Annotated in this window: 22 protein-coding genes; 16 read left to right on the top strand and 6 right to left on the bottom strand. The window is 54.6% G+C overall.

Annotated features, from left to right (window positions below):
• The 5 genes from MIM_RS11285 (at position 1) to MIM_RS11265 (ending at position 6,622) form a co-directional block, all read left to right on the top strand.
• Positions 1-2,529: a TonB-dependent siderophore receptor gene (locus MIM_RS11285; protein ID WP_025372865.1), complete on the top strand. Its 2,529-nt coding sequence runs from the start codon at positions 1-3 to the stop codon at positions 2,527-2,529.
• Positions 2,530-2,807: 278 nt separating this feature from the next.
• On the top strand, positions 2,808-3,284 hold the full coding sequence (gene tadA, locus MIM_RS11280) for a tRNA adenosine(34) deaminase TadA (RefSeq protein WP_042070244.1): 477 nt from the start codon (positions 2,808-2,810) through the stop codon (positions 3,282-3,284).
• A complete protein-coding gene (locus tag MIM_RS11275; protein ID WP_025372863.1) occupies positions 3,281-4,294 on the top strand; it encodes an LD-carboxypeptidase in 1,014 nt (337 codons plus the stop codon). Before tadA ends, MIM_RS11275 begins: the two co-directional genes overlap by 4 nt.
• A gap of 117 nt (positions 4,295-4,411) precedes the next feature.
• Entirely contained in the window at positions 4,412-6,013 is a 1,602-nt protein-coding gene (locus MIM_RS11270) for an ABC-F family ATPase (RefSeq protein WP_025372862.1), read from the top strand.
• 15 nt (positions 6,014-6,028) lie between these two features.
• Positions 6,029-6,622: an IMPACT family protein gene (locus MIM_RS11265; RefSeq protein ID WP_025372861.1), complete on the top strand. Its 594-nt coding sequence runs from the start codon at positions 6,029-6,031 to the stop codon at positions 6,620-6,622.
• Between the two features lie 209 nt (positions 6,623-6,831).
• Here MIM_RS11265 and trxA read toward each other — a convergent pair whose 3' ends face one another.
• Both trxA and MIM_RS11255 read right to left on the bottom strand, forming a co-directional pair.
• On the bottom strand, positions 6,832-7,215 hold the full coding sequence (trxA, locus tag MIM_RS11260) for a thioredoxin (RefSeq protein ID WP_025372860.1): 384 nt from the start codon (positions 7,213-7,215) through the stop codon (positions 6,832-6,834).
• Between the two features lie 277 nt (positions 7,216-7,492).
• Positions 7,493-8,782: an NCS2 family permease gene (locus MIM_RS11255; protein WP_025372859.1), complete on the bottom strand. Its 1,290-nt coding sequence runs from the start codon at positions 8,780-8,782 to the stop codon at positions 7,493-7,495.
• A gap of 225 nt (positions 8,783-9,007) precedes the next feature.
• On the opposite strand from MIM_RS11255, the gene tsaD reads away from it, so the two are divergent.
• On the top strand, positions 9,008-10,042 hold the full coding sequence (gene tsaD / locus MIM_RS11250) for a tRNA (adenosine(37)-N6)-threonylcarbamoyltransferase complex transferase subunit TsaD (protein WP_025372858.1): 1,035 nt from the start codon (positions 9,008-9,010) through the stop codon (positions 10,040-10,042).
• Between the two features lie 10 nt (positions 10,043-10,052).
• On the opposite strand, the gene plsY is transcribed toward tsaD, so the two are convergent.
• Positions 10,053-10,688, bottom strand: coding sequence for a glycerol-3-phosphate 1-O-acyltransferase PlsY (gene plsY, locus MIM_RS11245; protein WP_025372857.1), 636 nt, complete (start codon positions 10,686-10,688; stop codon positions 10,053-10,055).
• Positions 10,689-10,820: 132 nt separating this feature from the next.
• Between plsY and surE the strand changes: the two genes are divergently transcribed.
• The 6 genes from surE (at position 10,821) to rlmD (ending at position 16,646) form a co-directional block, all read left to right on the top strand.
• Positions 10,821-11,576: a 5'/3'-nucleotidase SurE gene (surE, locus tag MIM_RS11240; RefSeq protein ID WP_025372856.1), complete on the top strand. Its 756-nt coding sequence runs from the start codon at positions 10,821-10,823 to the stop codon at positions 11,574-11,576.
• Positions 11,569-12,411: a protein-L-isoaspartate(D-aspartate) O-methyltransferase gene (locus tag MIM_RS11235; protein WP_144084635.1), complete on the top strand. Its 843-nt coding sequence runs from the start codon at positions 11,569-11,571 to the stop codon at positions 12,409-12,411. The genes surE and MIM_RS11235 overlap by 8 nt, the downstream gene beginning before the upstream one ends.
• A gap of 76 nt (positions 12,412-12,487) precedes the next feature.
• Positions 12,488-13,234, top strand: coding sequence for a peptidoglycan DD-metalloendopeptidase family protein (locus MIM_RS11230; RefSeq protein WP_025372854.1), 747 nt, complete (start codon positions 12,488-12,490; stop codon positions 13,232-13,234).
• 32 nt (positions 13,235-13,266) lie between these two features.
• The gene (locus MIM_RS11225) at positions 13,267-14,046 is read left to right on the top strand and encodes a 3'-5' exonuclease (protein WP_025372853.1); all 780 of its coding nucleotides are present in this window, start codon (positions 13,267-13,269) and stop codon (positions 14,044-14,046) included.
• Between the two features lie 185 nt (positions 14,047-14,231).
• A complete protein-coding gene (locus MIM_RS11220; RefSeq protein WP_025372852.1) occupies positions 14,232-14,957 on the top strand; it encodes a Spy/CpxP family protein refolding chaperone in 726 nt (241 codons plus the stop codon).
• Positions 14,958-15,290: 333 nt separating this feature from the next.
• Entirely contained in the window at positions 15,291-16,646 is a 1,356-nt protein-coding gene (rlmD, locus tag MIM_RS11215; RefSeq protein WP_042070240.1) for a 23S rRNA (uracil(1939)-C(5))-methyltransferase RlmD, read from the top strand.
• Positions 16,647-16,749: 103 nt separating this feature from the next.
• On the opposite strand, the gene argH is transcribed toward rlmD, so the two are convergent.
• A complete protein-coding gene (argH, locus tag MIM_RS11210; RefSeq protein WP_025372851.1) occupies positions 16,750-18,162 on the bottom strand; it encodes an argininosuccinate lyase in 1,413 nt (470 codons plus the stop codon).
• 115 nt (positions 18,163-18,277) lie between these two features.
• Here argH and MIM_RS11205 point away from each other — a divergent pair, with 115 nt between their 5' ends.
• Positions 18,278-19,936 (top strand): NAD+ synthase, encoded by a 1,659-nt coding sequence (locus MIM_RS11205; RefSeq protein ID WP_025372850.1) that lies wholly within the window; start codon positions 18,278-18,280, stop codon positions 19,934-19,936.
• A gap of 76 nt (positions 19,937-20,012) precedes the next feature.
• Positions 20,013-20,351, top strand: coding sequence for a P-II family nitrogen regulator (locus MIM_RS11200; protein ID WP_024005929.1), 339 nt, complete (start codon positions 20,013-20,015; stop codon positions 20,349-20,351).
• Between the two features lie 265 nt (positions 20,352-20,616).
• On the opposite strand, the gene MIM_RS11195 is transcribed toward MIM_RS11200, so the two are convergent.
• Positions 20,617-21,186 carry a chorismate--pyruvate lyase family protein gene (locus tag MIM_RS11195; protein WP_042070237.1) on the bottom strand — a complete coding sequence of 190 codons (570 nt, stop codon included), beginning with the start codon at positions 21,184-21,186 and terminating at the stop codon, positions 20,617-20,619.
• Between the two features lie 145 nt (positions 21,187-21,331).
• On the opposite strand from MIM_RS11195, the gene MIM_RS11190 reads away from it, so the two are divergent.
• Together MIM_RS11190 and MIM_RS11185 are read left to right on the top strand one after the other, a co-directional pair.
• Entirely contained in the window at positions 21,332-22,057 is a 726-nt protein-coding gene (locus MIM_RS11190) for a pseudouridine synthase (protein WP_025372848.1), read from the top strand.
• Between the two features lie 86 nt (positions 22,058-22,143).
• Positions 22,144-22,716, top strand: a complete 573-nt coding sequence (locus MIM_RS11185; RefSeq protein WP_025372847.1) for a SecDF P1 head subdomain-containing protein — start codon at positions 22,144-22,146, stop codon at positions 22,714-22,716.
• A 134-nt stretch (positions 22,717-22,850) separates the two neighbouring features.
• Here MIM_RS11185 and xth read toward each other — a convergent pair whose 3' ends face one another.
• Positions 22,851-23,633: an exodeoxyribonuclease III gene (xth, locus tag MIM_RS11180; protein WP_025372846.1), complete on the bottom strand. Its 783-nt coding sequence runs from the start codon at positions 23,631-23,633 to the stop codon at positions 22,851-22,853.
• Between the last annotated feature and the right edge of the window lie 40 nt (positions 23,634-23,673).

The following is a 23,673-nucleotide window of genomic DNA, read 5'->3' as shown; positions in this document are numbered from 1 at the left end:
ATGGCTGAATTATTTTCAGATAGCAAATTGCCGGACGCTTCACGTGGCTTGCACAGCCGAATCTCCACCGCGGTGCTGGGTGCGCTGCCTGCTCTGAGCCTGGGCGCTGGCCTGGCAGTTACCCCCGCCTGGGCCGTAGAGTCGGGCTCGGTACAGGCCCATACCACCTATAATATTGCCGCCGGGGAGCTGGGACCCGCGCTGTTGCGTTTTGCCGGGCAGGCCGGGGTTAATCTGAGCATCGATATGAACGCCACGCGTGGCCTGAAAACGCAGGGCCTGAGTGGCCAGCATTCTGTGAATAGCGGTTTTGAGCAACTGCTGGCAGGGACCGGCCTGCGCATCCGCAAGGTCGGTGAAGGTAACTACACACTGGATACCAATGTGGCACCTGTTAAGGCCACAACTGCAACGCCTGTAATGACAGCGGATACGGCGCCGGTTACCGAACTGTCTGCCATTAACGTGATAGCACGTACGCAAAGTGATTTGATGTCGCCCACCCGGCAAATCGCCGTTATTGAGCGTGAGCAACTGGATACCTTGCGTGCCGGATCCGATAGTGTGGCCACCGTGTTAAGTAAAGTGCTTCCGGGCATGGCGGATTCAAGCCATACCATTACCGATTATGGGCAAACCCTGCGTGGTCGCAATATGCTGATTCTGGTTGATGGTATTCCCCTGAATACCAATCGTGATTCGTCGCGCAATCTTGCCAATATTAATCCTGCGGATATTGAGGAAATTGAAGTATTGCGTGGCAGTAGCGCCATCTACGGTAGTGGTGCGGCCGGCGGTATTGTCTCCATCCGTACCAGACAATTCGACGGCGAGCCGCGGGCCGAAACGACTGTGTCCGCAACCACGCCGCTGTCCCGCCTGCGCGCCGCCGGTCTGGGCGGTGGTGTGCAACATTATTTTTCCGGCGGGAATGACAAAATCGATTACTCGCTGAGCCTGGGTGCCAGTCATACCGGCGGATCATACGATGCACGCGGCGCGCGCCTGGCACCCGAACCCAGCCAGGGCGACCTTTTTGATTCAAATGTCTACAATATATCGGGCAAGGTAGGGCTGAAAATTGATGAAAAGCAACGCCTGCAGTTGTCTCTGAGCCATTATGACGCAAAACAGGATACAGACTATGCATCCGATCCCAGTGTTGCCCGGCAGGCGGCCGGCAGTACCGCTGCGCGCAGCATTCGGGGCCTGGAGCTGGATGAGCAGAATCGCATCCGCAATACGCTGGTGAGTCTGGACTATCAGAACCGCGATATTGCGGGAAGTACATTGGCAGCACAAATTTACTATCGCGATTTCTTTACGCGCTTCGCGCCGTTTGATGCCCGCGCCGTATCTGTGCGGGGCGCCAACGTGGATCAGGTTACACAAAAAACCAGCGTCTTCGGAGGCCGCCTGACGGTCAGGACGCCCTTGACGGCCGATAAAAATACCCAGCTTACCTGGGGGGCGGATTTCAATGAGGAACGCAGTGAAATGCCACTGGACGTATTCGATCCCAACGAATACGACCGTAGCGGCGGTCTGCACTTTCGCAAAATCGGCTCGCTGACCTACATGCCGCCCATCACAACCCGCAGTATCGGTGCGTTTGCCCAGCTTGAACATCGCTTTAACGAACACTGGGCTGTGCAGGGTGGGGCGCGTTATGATCGGGCCAGTGTCTATTTTGATGACTTTACCCCCTTGTCGCAATCGCGTGTTGCCAATCCGGGGCAGGTGTCCGGTGGAACCGTTCACTATGGTGCCTGGAGTTATAACGCCGGTGTGGTGTATACACCGGTCAAGGGCCAGGAGATCTATGCGTCCTTCAGCCAGGGGTTTGAACTTCCTGATGTGGGCGTGCAGGTGCGCAACGCGACGCCTGCCTTTAATTTCGGCGCGTCAAATCTGGAACCGGTAAAAACCGATACGTTTGAGCTGGGCTGGCGTGGCACCTTTTCCAATGTTGCGGCCAATCTGACCGTATTTCATTCGAAATCAGATCTGGGCGCGCTGCAAAGCTTCAATAATGGCCTGACATTGCTGCGAACCAAAGAGCGTATCTATGGGATCGAAGGCGGGCTGGATTATTTCAGTGACGATAATCAATGGGCATTGGGCGGTACGTTCACCTGGATGAAAGGCGAGGAAAAGCCGGAAGGCCAGGACAGCTATCAGAATATGACTGGGTATCGTATTCCCCCGTTGAAACTGACTGCTTATGTTGAATACACGCCGTCGGAAAAATGGAGCCATCGGATTCAGGCTACGTATTTTGCGTCCAAAGACTATCGACTCGATGAAAAAACCAGTTTTGGCCGTTGGGAGACCTCGGGCTATACAACCGTCGATTTGATCAGTCGCTGGACAATTGATGATAAAAACAAAGTGACATTCGGCGTGCAGAACCTGCTGAATCGCCATTACTATCCCTTGTACAGCCAGTTGATGCGCAATAGCAACAACACCAGCCGACTGCCGGCAGCCGGTGCTGTGCTGAATGTGAGCTATACCCATCGCTGGTAGCCCGGCCGCGCCAGCCCGTCGCGGCTGACGGCCTTTGATTCAGTCGGGGGGGGCCGGAGCAGGCAGTTCGACGGCAGGCAGGCTGACAGGTATGCAGGAGCAACACCGGCCTGCATTCTTGCCGCCCCGTGTATGTTATTGTGGCTGATGCGGTGCGAGGTGTATTTAAGCCGGATTTACGGCTTTATCGAAGCATCTGGCTGATTTTGCTTCACGTTTGTGCCCGTACCCGGATAAAATACCCCCATGTTGATTATTGCCGCCACTGTTGCGAAAATATGCAAACCACACTGTTGAATCATGCCCGGTTTATGGCGCTGGCGCTGGAGCAGGCTCAACTTGCCTATGCGCTGGGTGAGGTGCCGGTTGGTGCAGTAGCCGTCGATTCTTCAGGGAATGTACTGGGAAAAGGGTACAATAGGACGATCATAGACCACGATCCTACTGCGCATGCCGAAATTATGGCTCTGCGTCAGTCTGCCCGCAGTCTGGACAATTACCGCCTTCCCGGTATTACGCTGTACGTTACGCTGGAACCGTGCATCATGTGTATGGGCGCCATCACGCATGCCAGAGTAAGCAGGGTGGTATATGGCGCAGCAGACCCGAAAACCGGCGCCTGCGGCAGCGTGATGGCGGTGCAGGACAACAAACAGATTAATCATCACACCGTCATTGTGTCGGGTGTGTTGAAAACAGAGTGCGGCCAGTTGCTTCGCCGCTTTTTTCAGGAACGCAGGAAATCCTCACCATGAACAATGCTTTTTCCAGTGGTAAAAAGGAAAGTATTAAAGAACAGTTGAATGATGCACAGATTCTGTTCGATGAGGCCGATGATGTTGCGTATCAGCCGGCAAGTTACGCCAATAAATTGCAGGTTTATACGATATCGCCGTCGGGGTATGTACAGGATCCTGAACTGCTGAAGCGCGCTGTCAGAAACCTGAAAAAATCCAAAGTCAAAGTGATTGTCGACAAGAACGCATTGTCCCGGGACATGCGATTTGGCGGCGATGATGACGGCAGGATTGCTGCCATCGCCCGCGCGGCAAAGCACGCCAGCGATATTGTCATGCCCACGCGCGGCGGCTATGGGCTAAGCCGAATCCTGCACCGTATAGACTGGAAGCTGCTGGAGCGTAATCCCAAGCGTTATGTCGGTTTCAGCGACTTTACCGCCTTCAATCTGGCCCTGCTGGCAAAAACCGGCATGAGCAGCTATACCGGTCCCAATATGCTGGATTTTGGCAGGGAAACGGTAGACGAACTCACCTATGACATCTTTCTGGAAGTCATGCATGGTGAGCTGGAAATTCTCAGTTTCGAGTCTGAAGGTTCGGATGCCGTCGATACACGCGGTACATTGTGGGGAGGCAATCTGGCCATGGTTGCATCCCTTGTGGGCACACCTTATTTTCCCAAAATCAAGAATGGCATTCTGTTTCTTGAAGATGTAGGTGAATATCCATTCAGAGTAGAGCGTATGCTCACACAGCTGCTGCACGCTGGCGTGTTTGCCCGGCAAAGGGCAATCGTGCTGGGGCATTTTACCGAGTACAAGCTAAGTGCTCAGGACAAGGGCTTCGATATGCCAGAGGTCGTGCGCTGGCTGCGCGCCAATACCGGCCTGCCCGTCGTGGGCGGCCTGCCTTATGGCCATGGCGACGTGCGTGTCACGCTGCCGATTGGTAAAAAGGTCGGTCTGGCCACCGAGGCAGACATGGCTTATCTGGTCATTGACGATCACCATCACGACCATCATTAACATTGATGGTCGCAGGCACTGCAATAGGCGGTGCATCAGGATATGAACAACGCGTTCTGCTGTTACGAACGCGTTTGGCATTTTTTATAACCCCCATTCAAGGCATCTAATACAGTCGTGATTTCTACTGCTAACTTAACCATTCAATTCGGTCCCAAGCCTCTTTTCGAGAACGTCAGTGTCAAGTTTGGAGGAGGCAATCGCTACGGCCTGATTGGTGCGAACGGCTCCGGCAAGTCCACATTCATGAAAATCATTGGCGGAGATCTGGAGGCTACGTCGGGTAATGTAGCGCTGGATCCCGGTGTGCGCCTGGGTAAATTGCGCCAGGATCAGTTTGCCTTCGAAGATATGCGGGTGCTGGACGTGGTCATGATGGGGCATGTTGAAATGTGGCAAGCCATGCACGAACGTGATGCCATTTATGCCAATCTGGAAGCGACCGATGACGACTATATGCGCGCGGCTGAGCTCGAAGCCAAGTTTGCCGAATATGATGGCTATACGGCTGAAGCGCGCGCCGGGGAATTGCTGCTTGGCCTGGAGATTCCGGTAGAACAGCATAATCAGGCTATGAGCGAGATTGCGCCCGGCTGGAAGCTGCGGGTATTGCTGGCCCAGGCGCTGTTTTCCAATCCTGACGTGTTGTTGCTGGATGAGCCCACCAATAACCTGGATATCAATACCATCCGCTGGCTTGAGCAAGTGCTTAATGGTTACCAAAGCACCATGATTATTATCAGTCACGACCGGCATTTTCTGAATCAGGTTTGTACGCATATGGCCGATCTGGACTATGGTGAAATTCGTTTGTATCCCGGTAACTATGATGATTACATGCTGGCTTCAACGCAGGCTCGCCAGCGTCTGGTTGCCGATAATGCCAAAGCCAAGGAACGGGTTGCCGAATTGCAGGATTTCGTCCGCAGGTTCGCTGCCAATAAATCAAAATCCCGCCAGGCCACTTCGCGTCTAAAGCAGATTGACCGTATCAAGGCAGATGCGGTTGAAGTCAAGCCGTCTTCACGCCAGAACCCCTATATTCGCTTTGAACAGACTAAACCACTACATCGTCTGGCCGTTACGCTGGACAAAGTGAGCAAGGCGTATGACAAACCGGTCATTACCTCGTTTTCTGCAATGGTAGAGGCGGGGCAGAAAATTGCCATTATTGGTGCTAATGGTGTCGGTAAAACGACCCTGTTGCGGTTGTTCGCTCAGGATCTGGAACCGGATAGCGGCTCAGTCAAATGGTCCGAGAATGCCGATATCGGTTATATGCCGCAGGATGTGTCCGAAGACTTCAAAAAGCATGTCAATGTATTTGACTGGATGGGCGAGCACCGCAAGCCGGGCGACGAAGACCAGGCCATACGTTCAGTACTGGGCCGCCTGCTGTTTTCTGCAGACGACATTGTGAAAGACGTACCAGTGCTGTCTGGCGGAGAAAAAAATCGCATGACATTCGGCCGGCTGATGCTGGGACGCCATAATGTTCTGCTGATGGACGAGCCCACCAACCACCTGGACATGGAATCGATTGAGTCATTGCAGTTTGCGCTGGAAAAGTATGCCGGCACACTGGTTTTTGTCTCCCATGACCGGGAATTTGTTTCCGGACTGGCCACAAGAATCATCGAGATCATGCCAGACGGGACACTGAATGACTATCAGGGCAGTTACGACGACTACCTGAGTTCGCGTGGTATCGAGCAGTAGGATAGCGGCAAACCGATGGCCGATTTATTGTCAACCCTGACGGCCGCGTGCAGTTTTGAAGAAGAAATAAAAAAGAGCCGCTTCATTGCGCACGCCGCGCCCGCAGCCAGTGCGGCAGCGGCGCTGGCTTTTTTTTCTGAAGTCGGCGATCCGACGGCTACGCATAATTGCTGGGCATATAAAACCGCGGAGGGCTATCGTTTCAATGATGATGGCGAGCCGGGCGGGACGGCGGGCAGGCCGATTCTGCAGGCCATAGAAGGCAAAGGCCTCACCGATGTGGCGGTTCTGGTGATCCGTTACTTCGGCGGTACCAAACTGGGTACCGGTGGCCTGGTAAGAGCCTATGGTGGTTGTGCGGCCAAGTGCCTGGATGTCGCGCCCAAACAGGTCATCGTGCCTTCAGCGACCGTCAATTGCACATGTAATTATTCTGATGCCGAAAGAGTTAAAGCCCGTTTAACGCAGGCGGGTGCCGTTATTTCAGATGAAAGTTTCGGCGCGGAGGGGGTAAGCTGGACACTGCTCATTCCCGTTAGTGATCTGCAGGCGGTGCAGGCCTTGTACACCGATCAGACAAAAGGAAAGGGACAGTGGACTGTCCCTTGATTCGGTAACGCATCGCATGGCGTTCCTGCTGTGAGCCATAGATACGGCAGATGCCCGGTCTAACGCTACGGCAGGCAAGCTCCAGGATGCCGAACCGTTCTCAAATCAAGCCAGACTGATGAGGCGCAATGCCTTGCATTGGGTCTACGGCCTGACGCGATCATACGGCCTGATTCGATCTGTTTCGCATCCTGAAACCATCGCTGCGATCAGGCGTTTTCTTCAGCGGCCTTGGCTTCTGCCGTGGCAATTTCCTGATGAACCTTTTCCATATCAACAGCCTGGACTTTTTCAAGCAATTCGTCCAGCTGGCCTGGGCTGAGTGCGCCTGCCTGTGAGAACAGCATCACGCGTTCGCGAAATACCATTAATGTTGGAATGGAACGGATACCCAGAGCACCGGCCAGTTCCTGCTGCTCTTCGGTATTGACCTTGGCAAATTCAATATCGGGATGTGCTTCTGCAGCTTTCTCGAATGTTGGGGCAAACTGGCGGCAGGGACCGCACCACGGTGCCCAGAAGTCAATAATCAGGGTATTGTCTTCTTTGATGGCTTGCTGGAAGGTGTCTTTGGTCAGTTCGGTAATGGGCATAATTCTTTCTCCAGTTTAAGTAGCAGACTGATGTGCTTCATTGAATATAGGGGCGGCGACCATGAATTACTAGTTGAATATTTTTATTGCTTTCATTATGAATGCCTATCAACTACAAGTGTAATTCAATTGTTAACGATATAAACCTGAACGTAAAATAAAACCGCAGGCAATCAGCCTGCGGCGTGACAGGTATCTGCCTGGCTTGCGGGGCGCGGCTGCCATTTTCATAGAGAAACGTCAGGCGCGGCGCCGAAAGCCCACAGGTCATTGCCGATTATTCCAGCGCAAAGCGCAGAACAAATAGCAGAGCAATGATGAATGTCGCAATGTGAATCTCACGAAAACGTCCGGTGAATACTTTAATAACCACATAGCTGATAAAGCCGAAAGCAATCCCTTCTGCAATAGAGTAGGTAAACGGCATGATAATGGCAGTAAGCGCAGCCGGTATGGCGTTCGTGATATCGTTCCATTCCACTTCAACCAGCTCGCGTACCATCAGGCCCGCAACATAAAGCAGGGCAGGGGCGGTGGCATAAGACGGCACAACGCTGGCCAGCGGTGCGAAAAACAGGCACAGCAGAAACAACACACCCACGACCAGTGCAGTCATTCCGGTGCGACCACCCGCCTGCACGCCTGCCGCGCTTTCGACAAATGCAGTGGTACTGCTGGTACCCAGCGCAGAGCCGGCCAGAATGGCTGTGCTATCGGCAAACAGGGCGCGCCCCAGGCGATTGGGTTTGTCCTCAGGCAGCAGGTTGGCTCGTCGTGCCACACCAATCAATGTTCCGGTTGCATCAAAGATTTCCACCAGCACGAAAACCAGAATAATATGCAGGAAGCCCTCGTTCAAAACGCCAGCAATATCCAGTTGCATAAAAGTAGGTGCAATGCTGGGCGGCGCAGACACGATGCCGGTGATGGGAGCACTATAGCCAAGCAGCGCCGACAAAATGGTAACGGCAAGAATGCCGATCAGAATCGCGCCTTTTACTCGCAGACTGTCCAGACACACGATAATAAAGAAGCCCAGGATGGCCAGCAGGACAGTGGGCGATTTGAGGTCACCCTGCGCGACAAGTGTGGCCTGGTTACCAACCACAATACCGGCTGATTTGAGGGCAATCAGTGCCAGGAACAGACCAATACCGGCAACGATGGCGGAGCGCAGCGATTTCGGAATCCCCTCGATCAGCCATTTGCGTACACCGGTAGCTGAGAGAATCAGAAAGATGACGCCGGAAACAAAAACGGCGCCTAGCGCCTGTTGCCACGAATAGCCCATGGCGCCAACCACGCCGAAAGCAAAAAAGGCGTTCAGCCCCATGCCCGGCGCCATGCCGATTGGCCAGTTGGCCAGAAAAGCCATGATAAGGCAGCCCAGCGCCGCAGCCAGGCAGGTTGCCACGAAAACCGCGCCTTTGTCCATGCCCGTCGTGCCCAGAATGTCGGGGTTGACGAATATGATGTAAGACATCGTCAGAAAGGTCGTCAGACCGGCAAGAATTTCCGTACGGGCATTCGTGCCATGCTCCCTGAGCTTGAATAGTGATTCCAGCATGAACATAACTCCTAATAAACAGATACATGTACAATTGCAACTGTAGCGTATTCTTTACAGTTGATGACGAGCGCACAACGTGCCCTATCGGCAAATACACCGATATCGTCTTTAATCTGCAACATTCTTTCCTGTATGAAGGCAATGTAATCACACCGACGGCGGCTTCGCCTTGCGCCAGCACGGCGCTACAGGCACGTATCAGCGTCGTCGAACGGATAATTTATGATCATTCTTGGCATTGAAAGCTCCTGTGACGAGACCGGCGTTGCGCTGGTCAGTACAGAATCGGGTCTGCTGGCGCACGCGCTGCACAGTCAGATTGCCATGCATCAGGCTTACGGCGGCGTAGTGCCTGAGCTGGCTTCACGCGACCATATCCGGCGTGTTCTGCCGCTGACGCGGGAAGTGCTGCATCACGCCGATCTGACTCTCAAGGACATCGATGCGGTCGCTTACACGGCAGGTCCTGGCCTGGCGGGTGCGTTACTGGTGGGCGCCTCGGTTGCCCGATCCCTGGCATGGAGTCTGAATATCCCCACGATCCCAATCCATCATCTGGAGGGACACTTGCTCTCGCCGATGCTGGCCGAAGCGGTGCCTGATTTCCCCTATGTCGCGCTCCTGGTTTCCGGCGGGCACACCCAGCTGATGCATGTGAAGGCCATTGGCCAGTACGCGTTACTGGGCGAGACCCTGGATGATGCGGCCGGCGAAGCCTTTGACAAATCCGCCAAACTGATGGGGCTGCCATATCCGGGCGGGCCGGCTCTGGCTGCCCTGGCTGACAAGGGCGATCCGACGGCCTATGATCTGCCTCGGCCCATGATGCATAGCGGCGACCTGGATTTCAGTTTCTCGGGCCTCAAAACCGCGGTTCTCACTACGCTGCGCAAGCTGGAACAGCAAGGGCCGCTCACTGAGCAGCAAAGACAGGATCTGGCTGCTTCGGTGCAGGCTGCGATTGTGGAAGTGCTGGGCTATAAGGCCATCAAGGCAGTCAAGGCCAGTGGCAGCAACCGCCTGGTAGTGGCCGGGGGGGTAGGCGCCAACCGGCAGTTGCGGGATTATCTGACGCGTCAAATGCAGAAACGTAACGGTGAAGTGTTTTTCCCGCCATTGGCGCTTTGCACCGATAATGGAGCAATGATTGCTCACGCTGCTGCCGAGCGGGTTAAGGCCGGACTGGTAGAGAAAATGCGCCGTCCGGACAATGCCGCCGTCCATCCCCGCTGGGATCTGGCCGATATCAGCGTGTGAGTTGCGCGACTCAGGTTTTCTTTTTCTGGCCGATACGTGATTCCGTGCCGGCCAGCAGATTTTGAATATTTTTCCTGTGCTTGATGATCAGGACAATGCTCAGGAAACAGATGGCCAGAAACCAGGGCATGGAAAACGGCCAGGCGACCCGGCCGCCAAGATAATAATAAAACGGTGCAAAAACGGCAGCGACCAGAGCGGCCAGGGATGAGTAGCGAAAGAAAATCGCAATAATGACCCATGTAGCGATGGTGGCAATGGCCAGCCACGGTTGCAGGGCGAACAGAACGCCGATTGCTGTCGCGACGCCTTTGCCACCCTTGAATTTAAGAAAAAACGAATAAATGTGGCCGAGAAAAACCGCGATGGCGACCAATGCAATCGTGCTCTCGGTAAAGCCTGCGCGAGGAGCAAGATAGATGGCCAGGGCCACCGCTAGCCAGCCCTTGAAAGCATCGCCCAGCAGGGTGAGCAGGGCGGCCTTGCGGTTACCTGTGCGCAGCATATTGGTGGCGCCGGGATTGCCGGAACCGAAAGTGCGAGGGTCCTGCAGGCCGAACAGGCGGCTGGCCACCATGGCGAATGAGACCGACCCAATCAGGTAGGCGGCGAGCAGGGTAAGAATGATCCAGGGCAGATTGTTCATCGTCGTCATTGTTATTACCGGAAGACACGATTATATACAGTTCCCTTTCGTATTGCCCAAGCGGATATCGCGTCCCGCGTATCGGTTGATCCATGTACAATACAGGGGGAATAATGTCTGGTTGCAAACTGAATGAAACGAATACTGGTGTCGAACGATGATGGTTACAATGCCGAGGGTCTGCAGGCCCTGGCCGCGGCGCTACGCGATATTGCCCAGGTCACGGTCGTTGCACCTGAAGTCAATCACAGCGGCGCTTCCAATTCACTCACATTGAACAGGCCGCTGTCGGTGCGCCGTACATCATCCGGCGATTATTATCTGAATGGCACGCCATCAGACTGTGTGCACGTTGCGCTCACCGGTCTGCTAGACTATCGCCCCGATCTGGTTGTTTCGGGCATTAATAATGGTGCCAATCTTGGTGAAGACACACTGTATTCCGGCACCGTAGCGGCGGCCACAGAAGGTTTTCTTTTCGGCATTCCATCAATTGCCTTTTCGCTCACGGAAAGGAACTGGCCGGAACTGGAAGCGGCCACGAAAATGGCCGTGCAAATCGTGCAGCATCAATTGGCCAACCCGTTTCCGGCACCGATGCTGCTGAGCGTTAATATTCCGCCGCTGCCTGAACATCATTGGGATTCCCTGCGCGTAACGCGACTGGGGCGGCGGCATCCGTCGCAACCGGTCATCAAAAGCGCCAATCCGGCAGGTGAACCCATTTACTGGATCGGCATGGTGGGCGAGGTTGCAGACTTTGCCGATGATACGGATTTTGGCGCCATCAGCCAGGGGCTGATTTCCATGACGCCCTTGCAACTGGATCTGACACACTACAAGCAGTTGAACCAGGCACGTAGCTGGGTGGAGTTGAGCAATGCGTAAACCCCCCTTTGGCCCAGGTACAAATGCCGGAAATGTAAATGATGTTAACGATAGCCGTTCGCGCCTTTCTTTTCCGTCCAACAAAATTAAAATTACGCCAACCAATAGCAATACCCGTATTATTGTTGCGGGAAACGCTGCTCGCCCGGCCTCGGCTATGCCTGCGACCGAGGCACGAAGTAGCCAGAATATCGGCTTAAATTCTGACCGGTTACGTGCACTGATGGTGGAGCGCTTGCGGCAAAAGGGTATTACCGATGAACGGGTGCTGGACGCCATGCGCGCAGTACCCAGACATGTTTTTATTGACCAGGGGCTGGCCAGCCGGGCATACGATGATGCAGCACTGCCCATCGGTTTTTCCCAAACCATCTCGCAGCCATGGGTCGTTTCACGTATGCTCGCTGCCGTCGCGGAAAACCGCAAGCCGCAGAAAATGCTGGAAATTGGTACCGGTTGTGGCTACCAGGCTGCCGTGATGGCGGCAATGTGCCATGAAGTGTATACAATTGAACGAATCAAGCCGTTGTATGAAATGGCCAGAGGTACGTTGCGTGAACTCAAACTGGTTTCCCGCATACGTCTGGTTCATGGCGATGGCATGCTGGGTATGCCAACGGTTGCCCCTTTTGATGCGATCGTCATCGCCGCGGCCGGGTTGCAGATACCGACCGCATTGCTGCACCAGCTGGACATAGGTGCCCGCCTGATTGCGCCTGAAGGTTCTGATCAGCAGAAATTGGTGCTGATTGAAAGAACCGGCGTAAACAGCTGGGATCGTAAGGAACTAGAACCTGTACGCTTTGTTCCACTGCGTGCAGGCATACAATTGTGACAGGAGAAAATACCCGTTTTGCGTACGTGTTACGCATCCATTGAACAGGTAGGTAAAACATATGCAGATTCACTCAATGAAAAGAAACTTCCCCGTTTTAATAGGCTCCCTGGTGCTGGCAGCAACGCTGGCCGGTTGCGGAACTTCTTCTCGTGCGCCGGTCTCTGAACTGGGTTCCGGCCGTTCCGGCAGCAGTGCTCCGGCCGGCCCTGGAGAATATGTCGTACAGCGCGGCGATACGCTCTATAAAATTTCCCGTGCCAATAACGTCAGCGTTTCCCAACTGATGTCTATGAATAACCTGTCTTCTCCGTCGCTTGAGGTGGGTCAACGTCTGCGCGTATCTGCAAGCGCAAGTACATCCTCCGGTACCGCCGGCACAGATTCAACCGTCGCAGGCAGTGCAACGCCAGCGGCCGGGAGCAGCAGCACTGCTGCACCCGCCAGCGATGCGACAGCCGTGTCCTGGGGATGGCCAGTGGCAACCTCCAAGATCATCACTCAGTTCTCATCCAGCACACGCGGTATCGATATTGAAGGTAAGCTGGGCGATCCTGTGTCCGCTGCAGCTTCAGGATCAGTTTCGTACGTGGGCAATGGCTTGCGTGGGCTGGGCAATCTGATTCTGATTTCGCATAGCAATGGCTTTATTTCTGCCTATGCTCACAACAGCAAACTGCTGGTCAAAAACGGCCAGAAAGTATCCAAGGGTCAGAAAATCGCCGAAGTCGGTCAGTCAGATACCGCGTCACCACGCCTGCATTTTGAAATCCGCCGTCGTGGCCAGCCGGTCAATCCCTTGTCTTACCTGCCACGCCGCTAAGTGGCAAATCCTTTCTGAAAGTGGCGCGCGCAATGACTCCTACGCTTGTTTTCGATCTTGAAACCATCCCCGATGCCAAGGGCCTGCGCGCGTTGAATGATTGGGATGATTCCCTTTCCGATGCCGAAGTGGTCGAACGGGCGAAGGCGCTGCGTATTGAGCAGACCGGCAATGATTTCTTTCCTCTGCACCTGCAGAAAATAGCTGTTATCGGTTGTGTTTTCCGCGATGACAACGGCTTTCGCGTGCGCACGCTGGGGGAGCCGGGCGATGAAGAGGACGTGCTGATTGCCGGTTTCTTCAAAACCATTGAACGGTACACGCCAAGGCTGGTCAGCTGGAACGGATCGGGCTTTGACCTGCCTGTTTTGCATTATCGATGCCTTATCCATGGCCTGTCAGCACCACGGTACTGGGATATGGGTGAAGATGACCGCGAATTCAAATACAACAACTATATCAGCCGTTATCACACCCGCCATATAGACCTGATGGATCTGCTGGCCAAGTTCAATGGCCGCGCGAATGCACCGCTGGATCAACTGGCCAAGCTTTGTGGCTTTCCCGGAAAACTGGGCATGGACGGCAGCCAGGTATGGGACGCGTGGCGCGATGGCAAGGCTGATGAAGTGCGTGCTTATTGTGAAACTGATGTTGTTAATACCTGGCTGGTGTACTGCCGGTTTCGACTTATGAAAGGCGAGCTGGACAAGACCGCATACGAAGAAGAGGTTGCGCTGGTGCATAGCAGCCTGACTGCTTTAAACAAACCGCAGTGGCAGGAATACCTGGCTGCCTGGGATTACCGCTAGCGCGCCGTCTGCGTCATGCGAATGGCCGGCAGGACAGCAACAAAGGCTGCCGGGCCATGCGAAAGGTAATGTATTGAAAGAACTCCACTGTTATTGAAACATACTTGTAATTGCTTGTGACCCAGAATAGGGGCGTCACCGATAGGCTAACAAAGTCACCGACAGACTAAACAAGGAGTAAACAAATGGCTGTTCAATTTTCAGGTTCTTTCCTCGTAAAATCTCTTCTGGCCAGCGCGCTGTCTGCCACGATTGCCACCACCGCAATGGCGCAGGCGGTGAAACCCGACACTGAATCCAATCCGATCAGTCCTTCCGTACAAAGTGAAGGCACACGAATGGAACACCATCGCATTGGTGAAGCCAAACCACATCATGGCGCCCGGAAACACCATAAAGGTGAGGGTCGTAAACATGGACATCACCGCAGAGGCATGAGCAATGCTGCGATCATGATTCCGGGCCTGGGCCCCGGCAGCCAGAAGCTGGTTGACGACCTTAAACTGACCGATGAACAAAAAACGACACTAAAAACCATCCAGGACGAACACAAGGCTGCCCGCGAACCGAATCGCGAGGCATTCCGTAAGTATCAGGAAACGCGTCGCCAGCAATTGGAATCCGGCAATGTCGATCCAAAAGCGCTGCTGGAAGCACAGAAAGAAATGCATGACGGCTTTGAGAAGAAAATGGCAGACGATCAGGCGAAATGGCTTGGCCTGTGGGACACATTCAGTCCTGAGCAGAAAACCACTGTTGTTAAATATTTCAAAGAGCGTTCAGCCAAATGGGAAGAGCATCGCAAGCAATTCCAAAAGGAACACGCAGATATGAACAAAGCGCCAATGCCTGAGCCTGCGACGCCTGCTGCAGACAAACCAGCACCGCCGGCACCAGCACCAGCACAGTAAACGTTGCCGTTGTCCGACCCGCCTTTTTGGGAAGTGAGGCGGAGCAGGGCAGCAGGACGTCACTGTTGTGAGCCCGTCAGTCAACCCTGGCGGGCTTTTTTTGAATTCAGGCGGGCTGTACGGCTGGGCAGCACGACAGGGGCCATAGACGTCGCAGCTGCCGTAAGGCTGTGTCTGCGCCAGTGTGAGATCCGCAGAACCTAAACGGGAAAAGTGGTAGCTTCGGGTTCCGGTTGCTTGCTTTCTGTACAAATGTTTGGCAATGTCACCTTTTCGCGCCAATAGAGCAGGCAGGCTCATTAAAATAACGCCTTCAGAATACAGAGGCCAGACATGCAGGAAATATTTACCATCGAATCCCTTGACCTGGAAGCACGCGGCATCGCCCGGCGCGAGGGGAAGGCCATTTTCGTTGAAGGTGCGCTACCTGCAGAAAAGGTAACGGCAGATATTGTTCGCCGCAAGCCCTCTTACGAGATTGCCCGCATGACGTCAATCATCAGGGAATCAAGCCAGCGGGTCACGCCGCGTTGCCCCAGTTTCGGTACCTGTGGGGGCTGTCTTATGCAGCATCTGGACGTCACTACTCAGGTGGCGATCAAGCAGCGGGCACTGGAAGACGGTTTCAGGCATATCGCCAAAATCACCATACCCAGGGTATTGCCGCCGCTGCAGGGGCCGGCCTGGGGCTATCGTTACCGCGCGCGACTGTCGGTACGTAAAGTGATCAAGAAGGGCAAGGTGCTTGTCGGCTTTCACGAGCGCAAGAGCCGGTATGTGACCGACATGACTGAATGTCATGTGCTGCCGCCCTATGTTTCCGATATGCTGGTTCCCCTGCGTGAACTGATCGGTAATCTGAGCATTGATGAGCAAATTCCACAGATTGAGGTGGCTGTGGGCGAGGATACGACCGCCTTGCTGTTGCGTCACCTGGCACCGCTGACTGCTGCCGATATCGAACAGCTGGACGCTTTCTCGGCGCACCACAATGTGGTGTGGTGGCTGCAATCCAAAGGACCGGATACGGTCAAACCGCTGCACAAAGAACAGGCCGATTCACTGTACTACCTGTTGCCGCAGTTCGGGCTGAAAATGCCGTACAAGCCAACGGATTTTACTCAGGTCAATTACTTTATTAATCGTTCCCTGATTGCCAAAGCGCTCAATCTGCTGGATGTACAGGCCAATGATCGCGTGGCAGATTTGTTCTGTGGCCTGGGCAACTTCACCTTGCCGCTGGCGACCGTCGCGCGTGAAGTGGTGGGGATCGAAGGCAGCAGCATCCTTACCGACCGGGCCCTGCAGGCAGCCAGCCAGCACGACCTGCAGGCTAAAACCCGCTTTGCCACGCTAAATCTGTTTGAGGTCGACGTGGCCTGGCTGCGCGATCTGGGCCATTTCGACCGCATGCTGATCGATCCGCCCAGAGAAGGCGCGCAGGCCGTGGCACAGGCCCTGGCGCAACTGGAACCGCGGGAGCGTCCAACCAGAATCGTGTACGTGTCCTGTAATCCTGCGACCCTGGCACGGGACGCGGGTATTCTTGTCCACGAGGGTGGCTATACATTGAGTGCGGCAGGGGTGGTAAATATGTTCCCGCATACGGGACATGTTGAATCGATTGCGGTATTCGAAAGCGGTGCCGGTAAAGTGCCAGCAGCAACCGTCAGTTCCACGGAGTCATAATGGGCAGCAGAACGCCATGCGCGTTCCTGCCTCCAGAGATGAAAAAAACGGCGCTCGTAACAATCGGAGCGCCGTTTTTTTGGGGCCAGGGCAGATTGGTGGCTCAGCCCAGTTCGGCCAGAACGCGTTCAGCCTCGGCCTTGACTCGCGTCGGCGCGGTGCCGCCGGTATGCGCCCGCGAGGAGACCGATCCTTCCAGAGTGAGAACGCTGAACACATCGCTATCAATGGACGCATTGAATTTGCGCATTTCTTCCAGCGTCAGGTCGGCCAGATCGCATTGCTGCTCTTCGCAATGGCGTACGGCCAGGGCGACCGTTTCATGGGCGTCGCGGAAAGGCAGTCCTTTTTTGACCAAATAATCGGCCAGATCGGTTGCGGTGGAAAAACCCATCAGGGCAGCATCACGCATGGCCTGCTTGCGGACCCGGATACCGCCGATCATGTCGGCAAAGATCGTCAATGTGTCGCGCAGGGTATCGGCCGAATCGAACAGGCCTTCTTTGTCCTCCTGATTATCTTTGTTGTAGGCCAGTGGCTGGCCCTTCATCAATGTCAGCAGGCCGATCAGGTTACCGTTCACCCTGCCGGTCTTGCCCCGGGCCAGTTCGGGTACGTCGGGGTTTTTCTTTTGCGGCATGATAGAGCTACCGGTGCAGAAACGATCGGCCAGATCAATAAAGCCGATACGCGGGCTCATCCACAAAATGAGCTCTTCTGACAGCCGGGAAATATGGGTCATGACCAGAGAGACGGCGGCGCAGAATTCGATGGCAAAATCGCGATCGGATACGGCATCCAGCGAATTGCGGCAAACGCTGTCAAAGCCTAGTAGTGAGGCGACCTGCTCGCGATCGATAGGGTATGAGGTGCCGGCCAGTGCAGCCGCGCCCAATGGCAGGCGGTTGCAGCGCTTGCGACAATCGGCCAGACGCTCTGCATCCCGGGCAAACATTTCGGCGTAGGCCAGCAGGTGATGGCCGAAGGTAACCGGCTGGGCTACCTGCAAATGCGTAAAGCCGGGCATGATCGTGTCGTGATGTTCCAGTGCCACCTGTGCCAGGGCACGGCGCAGTGCCGTGATCAGTTCCAGCGATCCATCAATTTCTGAACGCAGCCACAAGCGGATGTCGGTTGCAACCTGGTCGTTACGGGAGCGTCCCGTGTGCAGGCGTTTACCGGCATCGCCGATAAGTTCAACCAGACGTTTTTCGATATTCAGATGCACGTCTTCCAGGTCCAGCAACCAGGTAAAGGTACCGGCGTCGATTTCCTGAAGAATCTGCTGCATGCCCTTGTTGATTGCGGTCAGATCGTCGTCGGAGATAACGCCTGTGGTTGCCAGCATGGTGGCGTGGGCCAGCGAACCCTGAATGTCAAAACGGGCCAGACGCTTGTCAAAATCAACCGAGGCGGTGTAGCGTTTAACCAAATCGGATACGGGTTCAGAGAAACGGGCCGACCAGGCCTGGGCTTTTTTATCGAATTGATTGGTTGGGTTGGGGCTGTCTGTCATAGTATATGCTGATCTGTCCAGTGTCGGTATTTTGCAATAATCAGCGGTATTTTAGACGCTCCTTCCAGATGCTTGTGTGATAATCGGTAGTTTGCAAAAGAAACAGAGCGGGATAATGGAACCAACGGTCAGTGTCGCATTTGCACAAATCAATCAGAAAGTCGGGGATCTGGCCGGCAATGCAGCGCGCATTGTCCAGGCCGCGGCATTGGCGCATGAGCAGGGGCACGACGTTCTGCTGCTGCCAGAGCTGGCACTTTCAGGCTATGCGCCCGAAGACTTGTTGTTGCGCTGCCAGTTTCTTGCAGACCAGCAGGCCGCGCTGCAATCACTGCAGGAAGCGCTGTCGGGTTTTCAGGATCTGCACGTCGTGCTGGGGCACGTTGTCAGCAACGACAAAGGCACATTCAATGCCGCCAGTGTGTTTCTGAATGGTGATAATCTGGGAACGTATCTCAAGCAGGAGTTGCCCAATTATTCGGTGTTTGATGAAAAGCGCTATTTCTCGGCAGGCCGCAAGCCACTGGTCTTTACTGTTCGGGAACAAGTATTTGGCGTGACCATCTGCGAAGACGTCTGGTTCGCCAGTGCCGCCGCCGCAGCAAGGCAGGCAGGGGCCGAAACCCTGCTGGTTCTCAACGCTTCACCCTATATGATGCGCAAGCACGAGACGCGACTGGCGGTCGTTCGCCGGAACGTCTGTGATGCCGGCATGAGTGCCATCTACTGCAACCTGGTAGGCGGTCAGGATGAACTGGTGTTTGATGGACATTCTTTCGTCGTCGATCGGCACGGTGAGGTGGTGATTGAACTCAATAGTTTTTGCGAAGCAATGGGTAGCGTTCAGATCGCGTCGGGCGCGCTTGCAGCTCTGGCTCCGGTGTCTTTCGGGACTGACCATGCCGTGTCCCTGCAACCGCAGGAAAATGAGGCCGCCGAAGCCGAAGTCTGGCGCGCGCTGGTGATGGGAACCCGGGATTATCTGGGTAAGAATTTTTTTAAGAAAGCCGTCATCGGCCTGTCCGGCGGCATTGACTCGGCCGTGGTGCTTGCCATTGCCGTCGATGCCATAGGGGCAGATAATTTGCATGCTGTCATGATGCCATCGCGCTTTACGGCCGACATCTCGGTGAATGATGCGCAGGACATGGCACAACGGCTCGCTGTGCGCTATGACGAAATCGCCATTTCCCCCATGTTCAATAGTTATCTGGATGCATTGTCGCCTGTTTTTGGGGATTTGCCCCAGGACACGACCGAAGAGAATCTGCAGGCACGTATTCGCGGCGCATTGCTGATGGCCTTGTCCAATAAATTCAATGCCATCGTGCTGACCACAGGCAATAAGTCTGAGCTGGCCACCGGTTACTGCACGCTGTACGGTGATATGGTGGGCGGTTATGCGCCCCTGAAAGACATCCCCAAAACGCTGGTGTATCGTCTGGCCAGCTGGCGCAATACGCAGTCTGCAATCATTCCGGAACGTATTATCACGCGTCCGCCTTCTGCCGAGTTGCGCGAAGACCAGACCGACCAGGACAGCCTGCCTGAGTATGACGTGCTGGATACCATCCTGGAGCATCTGATGGAGCATAATGATTCGGTGGAAGCCATCGTGAGTACCGGCCTGGCCAGGGAAGACGTGGAAAAGGTCGCCCGGCTGCTGCGAATCAATGAGTACAAGCGGCGCCAGGGGTCCCCGGGACCTAAAATCACCACGCGCGCGTTTGGCCGCGATTGGCGCTTTCCGATAACGAACGGCTATCGATTCTAGGCTGTTTTATAAAAAAATATGCTATTCTTTTCCAGTAAAAAAGCGGGGCAAGGCCCCGTAAAGTAAAGGAAACCACGTGAAATTAATAACAGCCATTATAAAACCCTTCAAACTGGATGAGGTTCGTGAATCTTTGGCAGATATCGGCGTTAGCGGTCTGACCGTTGCGGAAGTTAAAGGGTTTGGGCGTCAGAAAGGGCATACCGAGCTATACCGCGGTGCCGAATATGTGGTGGACTTCCTGCCCAAAGTTCGGGTAGAAGTAGTCATTGCCGATAGTCTGGTTGACTCGGCTATTGAAGCCATTATTAAGGCGGCGCGTACCGGCAAGATCGGGGACGGGAAAATTTTTGTGACGCCGGTTGAGCGTGCGATTCGTATCCGCACCGGTGAGCAGGACGATAACGCGCTGTAATTCAGGGGAAACCGGGTCGGCTGTGGCCGCAGCGACGTACATTGCCTTTATCTACCTGATCGTTTCGCGCTGAACGACCGCATTTGTCGCAAGCGGCGGCAGCAGGTCACTTTAATCATTAATCGTTAATCATTAATCGGTAAGCGTTAATCATTCAGTTCATTAAGTATCAGCCGGACCGCACATGTGTTCTTACGCCTGCTGTTGCATACGCAGGCGTATTTTCATTGACCATGGTCAGGAAGTCGGATCGTTGCTGGCTGCGCTAAACCTTCGGGTACACGAGCAATGGCGACCAGAATGCGGGTAAAAAGCATTCGGTTACCTGTAGTGGCTGGTCATTTTTCCAGAAAACCGAACGTCGGGTGGGCAATCTGGACGACGAAGGAGAGGGGAGCTGGCCTGAGCGTACGACTGCCTTAAATATCGGCATCGGCGATTTTGCTATGCAGGATTCGAACACTGATCGTACAATAGCCGGGTCATGATAGAGTATATCGGCCAGTGGCCGTGTGCGTAGCCGCCGTACTGCCTGCCATACAGATCGGGCCGCATCCAGCGGCGTGATGCTGCGGGCGATGACTGCGGGCGTACCGTTAATAGACATGCATATTTCCCGAACCCAGACGACCGTGTTGGCCGCTACGCTGATGGTCCGCGCTTCGTCTGCGCTCACCACTTCAGCAAACTCACCAATGACCCGGATGCGCACCTCACCTTGTTTGCGCAAGCCCTCAGTCAGCGGACCGGGACGGGACAGCCAGTACTTCTGGACAGGATCAAGTTTAGGTGGAGGCCGTTTCAGCCAGCCAGGTGAATGTGGTTCATGCTTCATGGGTCGTGGGATAGATGACAGCCTGCAAATATAAGCGTCTGCGGAAAGATTGTGGTCTTGCAATAACCACGGTCAAACGAAAACGTCCGGCGTGTCCGGACAAAGAAATACACTATAGCAAATTTGCGTAAGCAAACGGAATCAAATGGAAAAGACAAGAATATCTAAATTGCTTGCCGAGCGGGGGCTGTGTTCCCGCCGGGAGGCCGACGCGTATATTGAGCGCGGCTGGGTGCGCGTGGACGGAAAGGTCGCCACGCTGGGTGAAAAGGCCTTTCCTCACCAGTCTATTACACTGGATAAATCGGCCCAGGCTCGCCAGACGGCGCGGGTGACCATCATTCTGAATAAGCCGGTGGGATATGTGTCCGGCCAGGCGGAAGATGGCTATCGGCCTGCGGCGACGCTGATTACGCCCGATAGGCAGTTTGACCGCGACAAACATACGTTCAATCCTTCCCATTTGCGTGGCTTAGCGCCGGCCGGCCGACTGGATATCGACTCCCAGGGCTTGCTGGTTCTCACGCAGGATGGCCGAATTGCCCGGCAACTGATTGGCGAAGACTCCGAGGTGGAAAAGGAATATCTGGTCCGGGTTGAAGGCAAAATCGCTGGTAATGGACTGCAGTTGCTCAATCACGGCTTATCGCTGGACGGCGATGTGCTGCGACCGGCTCAAGTAAGCTGGCAAAATGACGATCAGCTTAAGTTCATTTTGCAGGAAGGCAAGAAACGGCAGATTCGCCGTATGTGCCAAATGGTGGGCCTGACTGTGGTCGGGCTGAAACGGGTTCGTATGGGTAATGTCACGCTGGCAGACCTGCCTCCGGGCAAATGGCGCTATCTTAAAAGCCATGAACGATTTTTGTGATACGGCGGGATAAGTGTCCATGCGAATTTTCCACAATATCTTATAATGGCGCCATAAGTCTTTCACCAGAATCAAGGAAACCGATCATGCACATTAAACGAGGGGCACTCTTTGTCGCACTCGCTGCTTCGCTGACCCTGGCAGGCTGTGACACTATGGATCACTTGCTCAAGAATCGCTCCGGCGGTGGCACCCGAGTAAGCGATGTGCCTACCACGCCGCCACCATCCGGGCAGGGCCGCACCCCGGCGACATCAACGCCACCAGCGCCGTCAAATGCTGTTGCCTCATCTTCGCTGATTATGTATATAGCCGCCCGGACACCAACGCAGGGTTTCACGGCGGTGCGTCAGAACGGTGTGCTTGTTTATGTAGATCCTACCCAGACGCTGACCCGCAATGATCTGCAGAACGCCGTTGCTACGCGTAACAGTGCCGGTAAGGCGTTTGTAAAACTGGAGTTTTCTCCGTCCGGCAGCCAGCGCCTGGCCAGTCTGACCGGCAACAATATCGGCAAGAGTTTTGCCGTGACGCAAAAAAACCGTCTGGTATCAATCATTAACATCGGCAAACCGATTACGTCGGGTGTATTGTATGTGCCGATGTCCAGCGAACAGGCGGCCACCAGCTTTGAAGACCAGATTCTGGATGGCGAATGATGCTGCGGGCGCAGGACTAAAAATGCCAGGGCAGCGGCTCAGTTAAGCGTGCCGTGTTCAGGCGATCAAAGGGCTGGGGTGATATTCCGGCCCTTTGTTTTTTGCCTCCGGCTAATCAAACATCGCCCGTGTAGTCAGGCAAACGATAAGGACAAGGTGGCGACAACCGGAGCATGATCGGAGGGTTGCTCATTGCCTCGTGGCGCCTTGTCTATCACGCAGGCAGTGCAATGCTGCGCGAGCGGCGCGGTGAGCAGGATATGGTCGATGCGCAGGCCTGCATTGCGACGAAATCCCAACATGCGGTAATCCCACCAGCTGAACAGTTTCTCTTCCTGTTCAAACAGGCGAAACGAATCGGACAAGCCAAGGCCGCTGAGCGCCTGCATGGCAGCGCGCTCCTTCGGTGAAATCAGAATATCGCCTGCATATTTGGCATGGACATCCCGATCTTCGGGTGCAATGTTGTAGTCACCGCAAATGGCCAGATTCGGAAATAATTTCATTTGTGCTTCAACGAACTGGTTGAGCGCGGCATACCATTCCAGTTTGTACTCGTATTTTTCGCTATCCAGCGCGCTGCCGTTAGGGCAATAGGCGCAAATAACCCGCAGCGGTCCTTCGGTGGTCTGGCAGGTGGCCGTGATCAGGCGCTGCTGCGTATCGGGGTAGAGCGGATTGTTGACGATCACGTCTTCGAGCGAAGAACGCGACAAAATGGCCACGCCGTTATAGGTTTTCTGGCCGGTCCAGACGGCGTCGTAGCCCAGTTCCTGAAAAGCATCCTTCGGGAATTTTTCATTCACCTGCTTCAGTTCCTGAATACACAGGATATCGATACTGTTCTGATCCAGCCAGGCCAGCACCTGCGGCAGGCGAACAGTAAGTGAATTAACATTCCAAGTGGCGATTTTCATAGCGATCCTGATTTTCCGTTGAACCCAAACAGCGGGCTTT

It is taken from the genome of Advenella mimigardefordensis DPN7, assembly GCF_000521505.1.
Taxonomy (GTDB): domain Bacteria; phylum Pseudomonadota; class Gammaproteobacteria; order Burkholderiales; family Burkholderiaceae_B; genus Advenella; species Advenella mimigardefordensis.
This window is presented reverse-complemented; position numbering and strand designations above follow the sequence as displayed.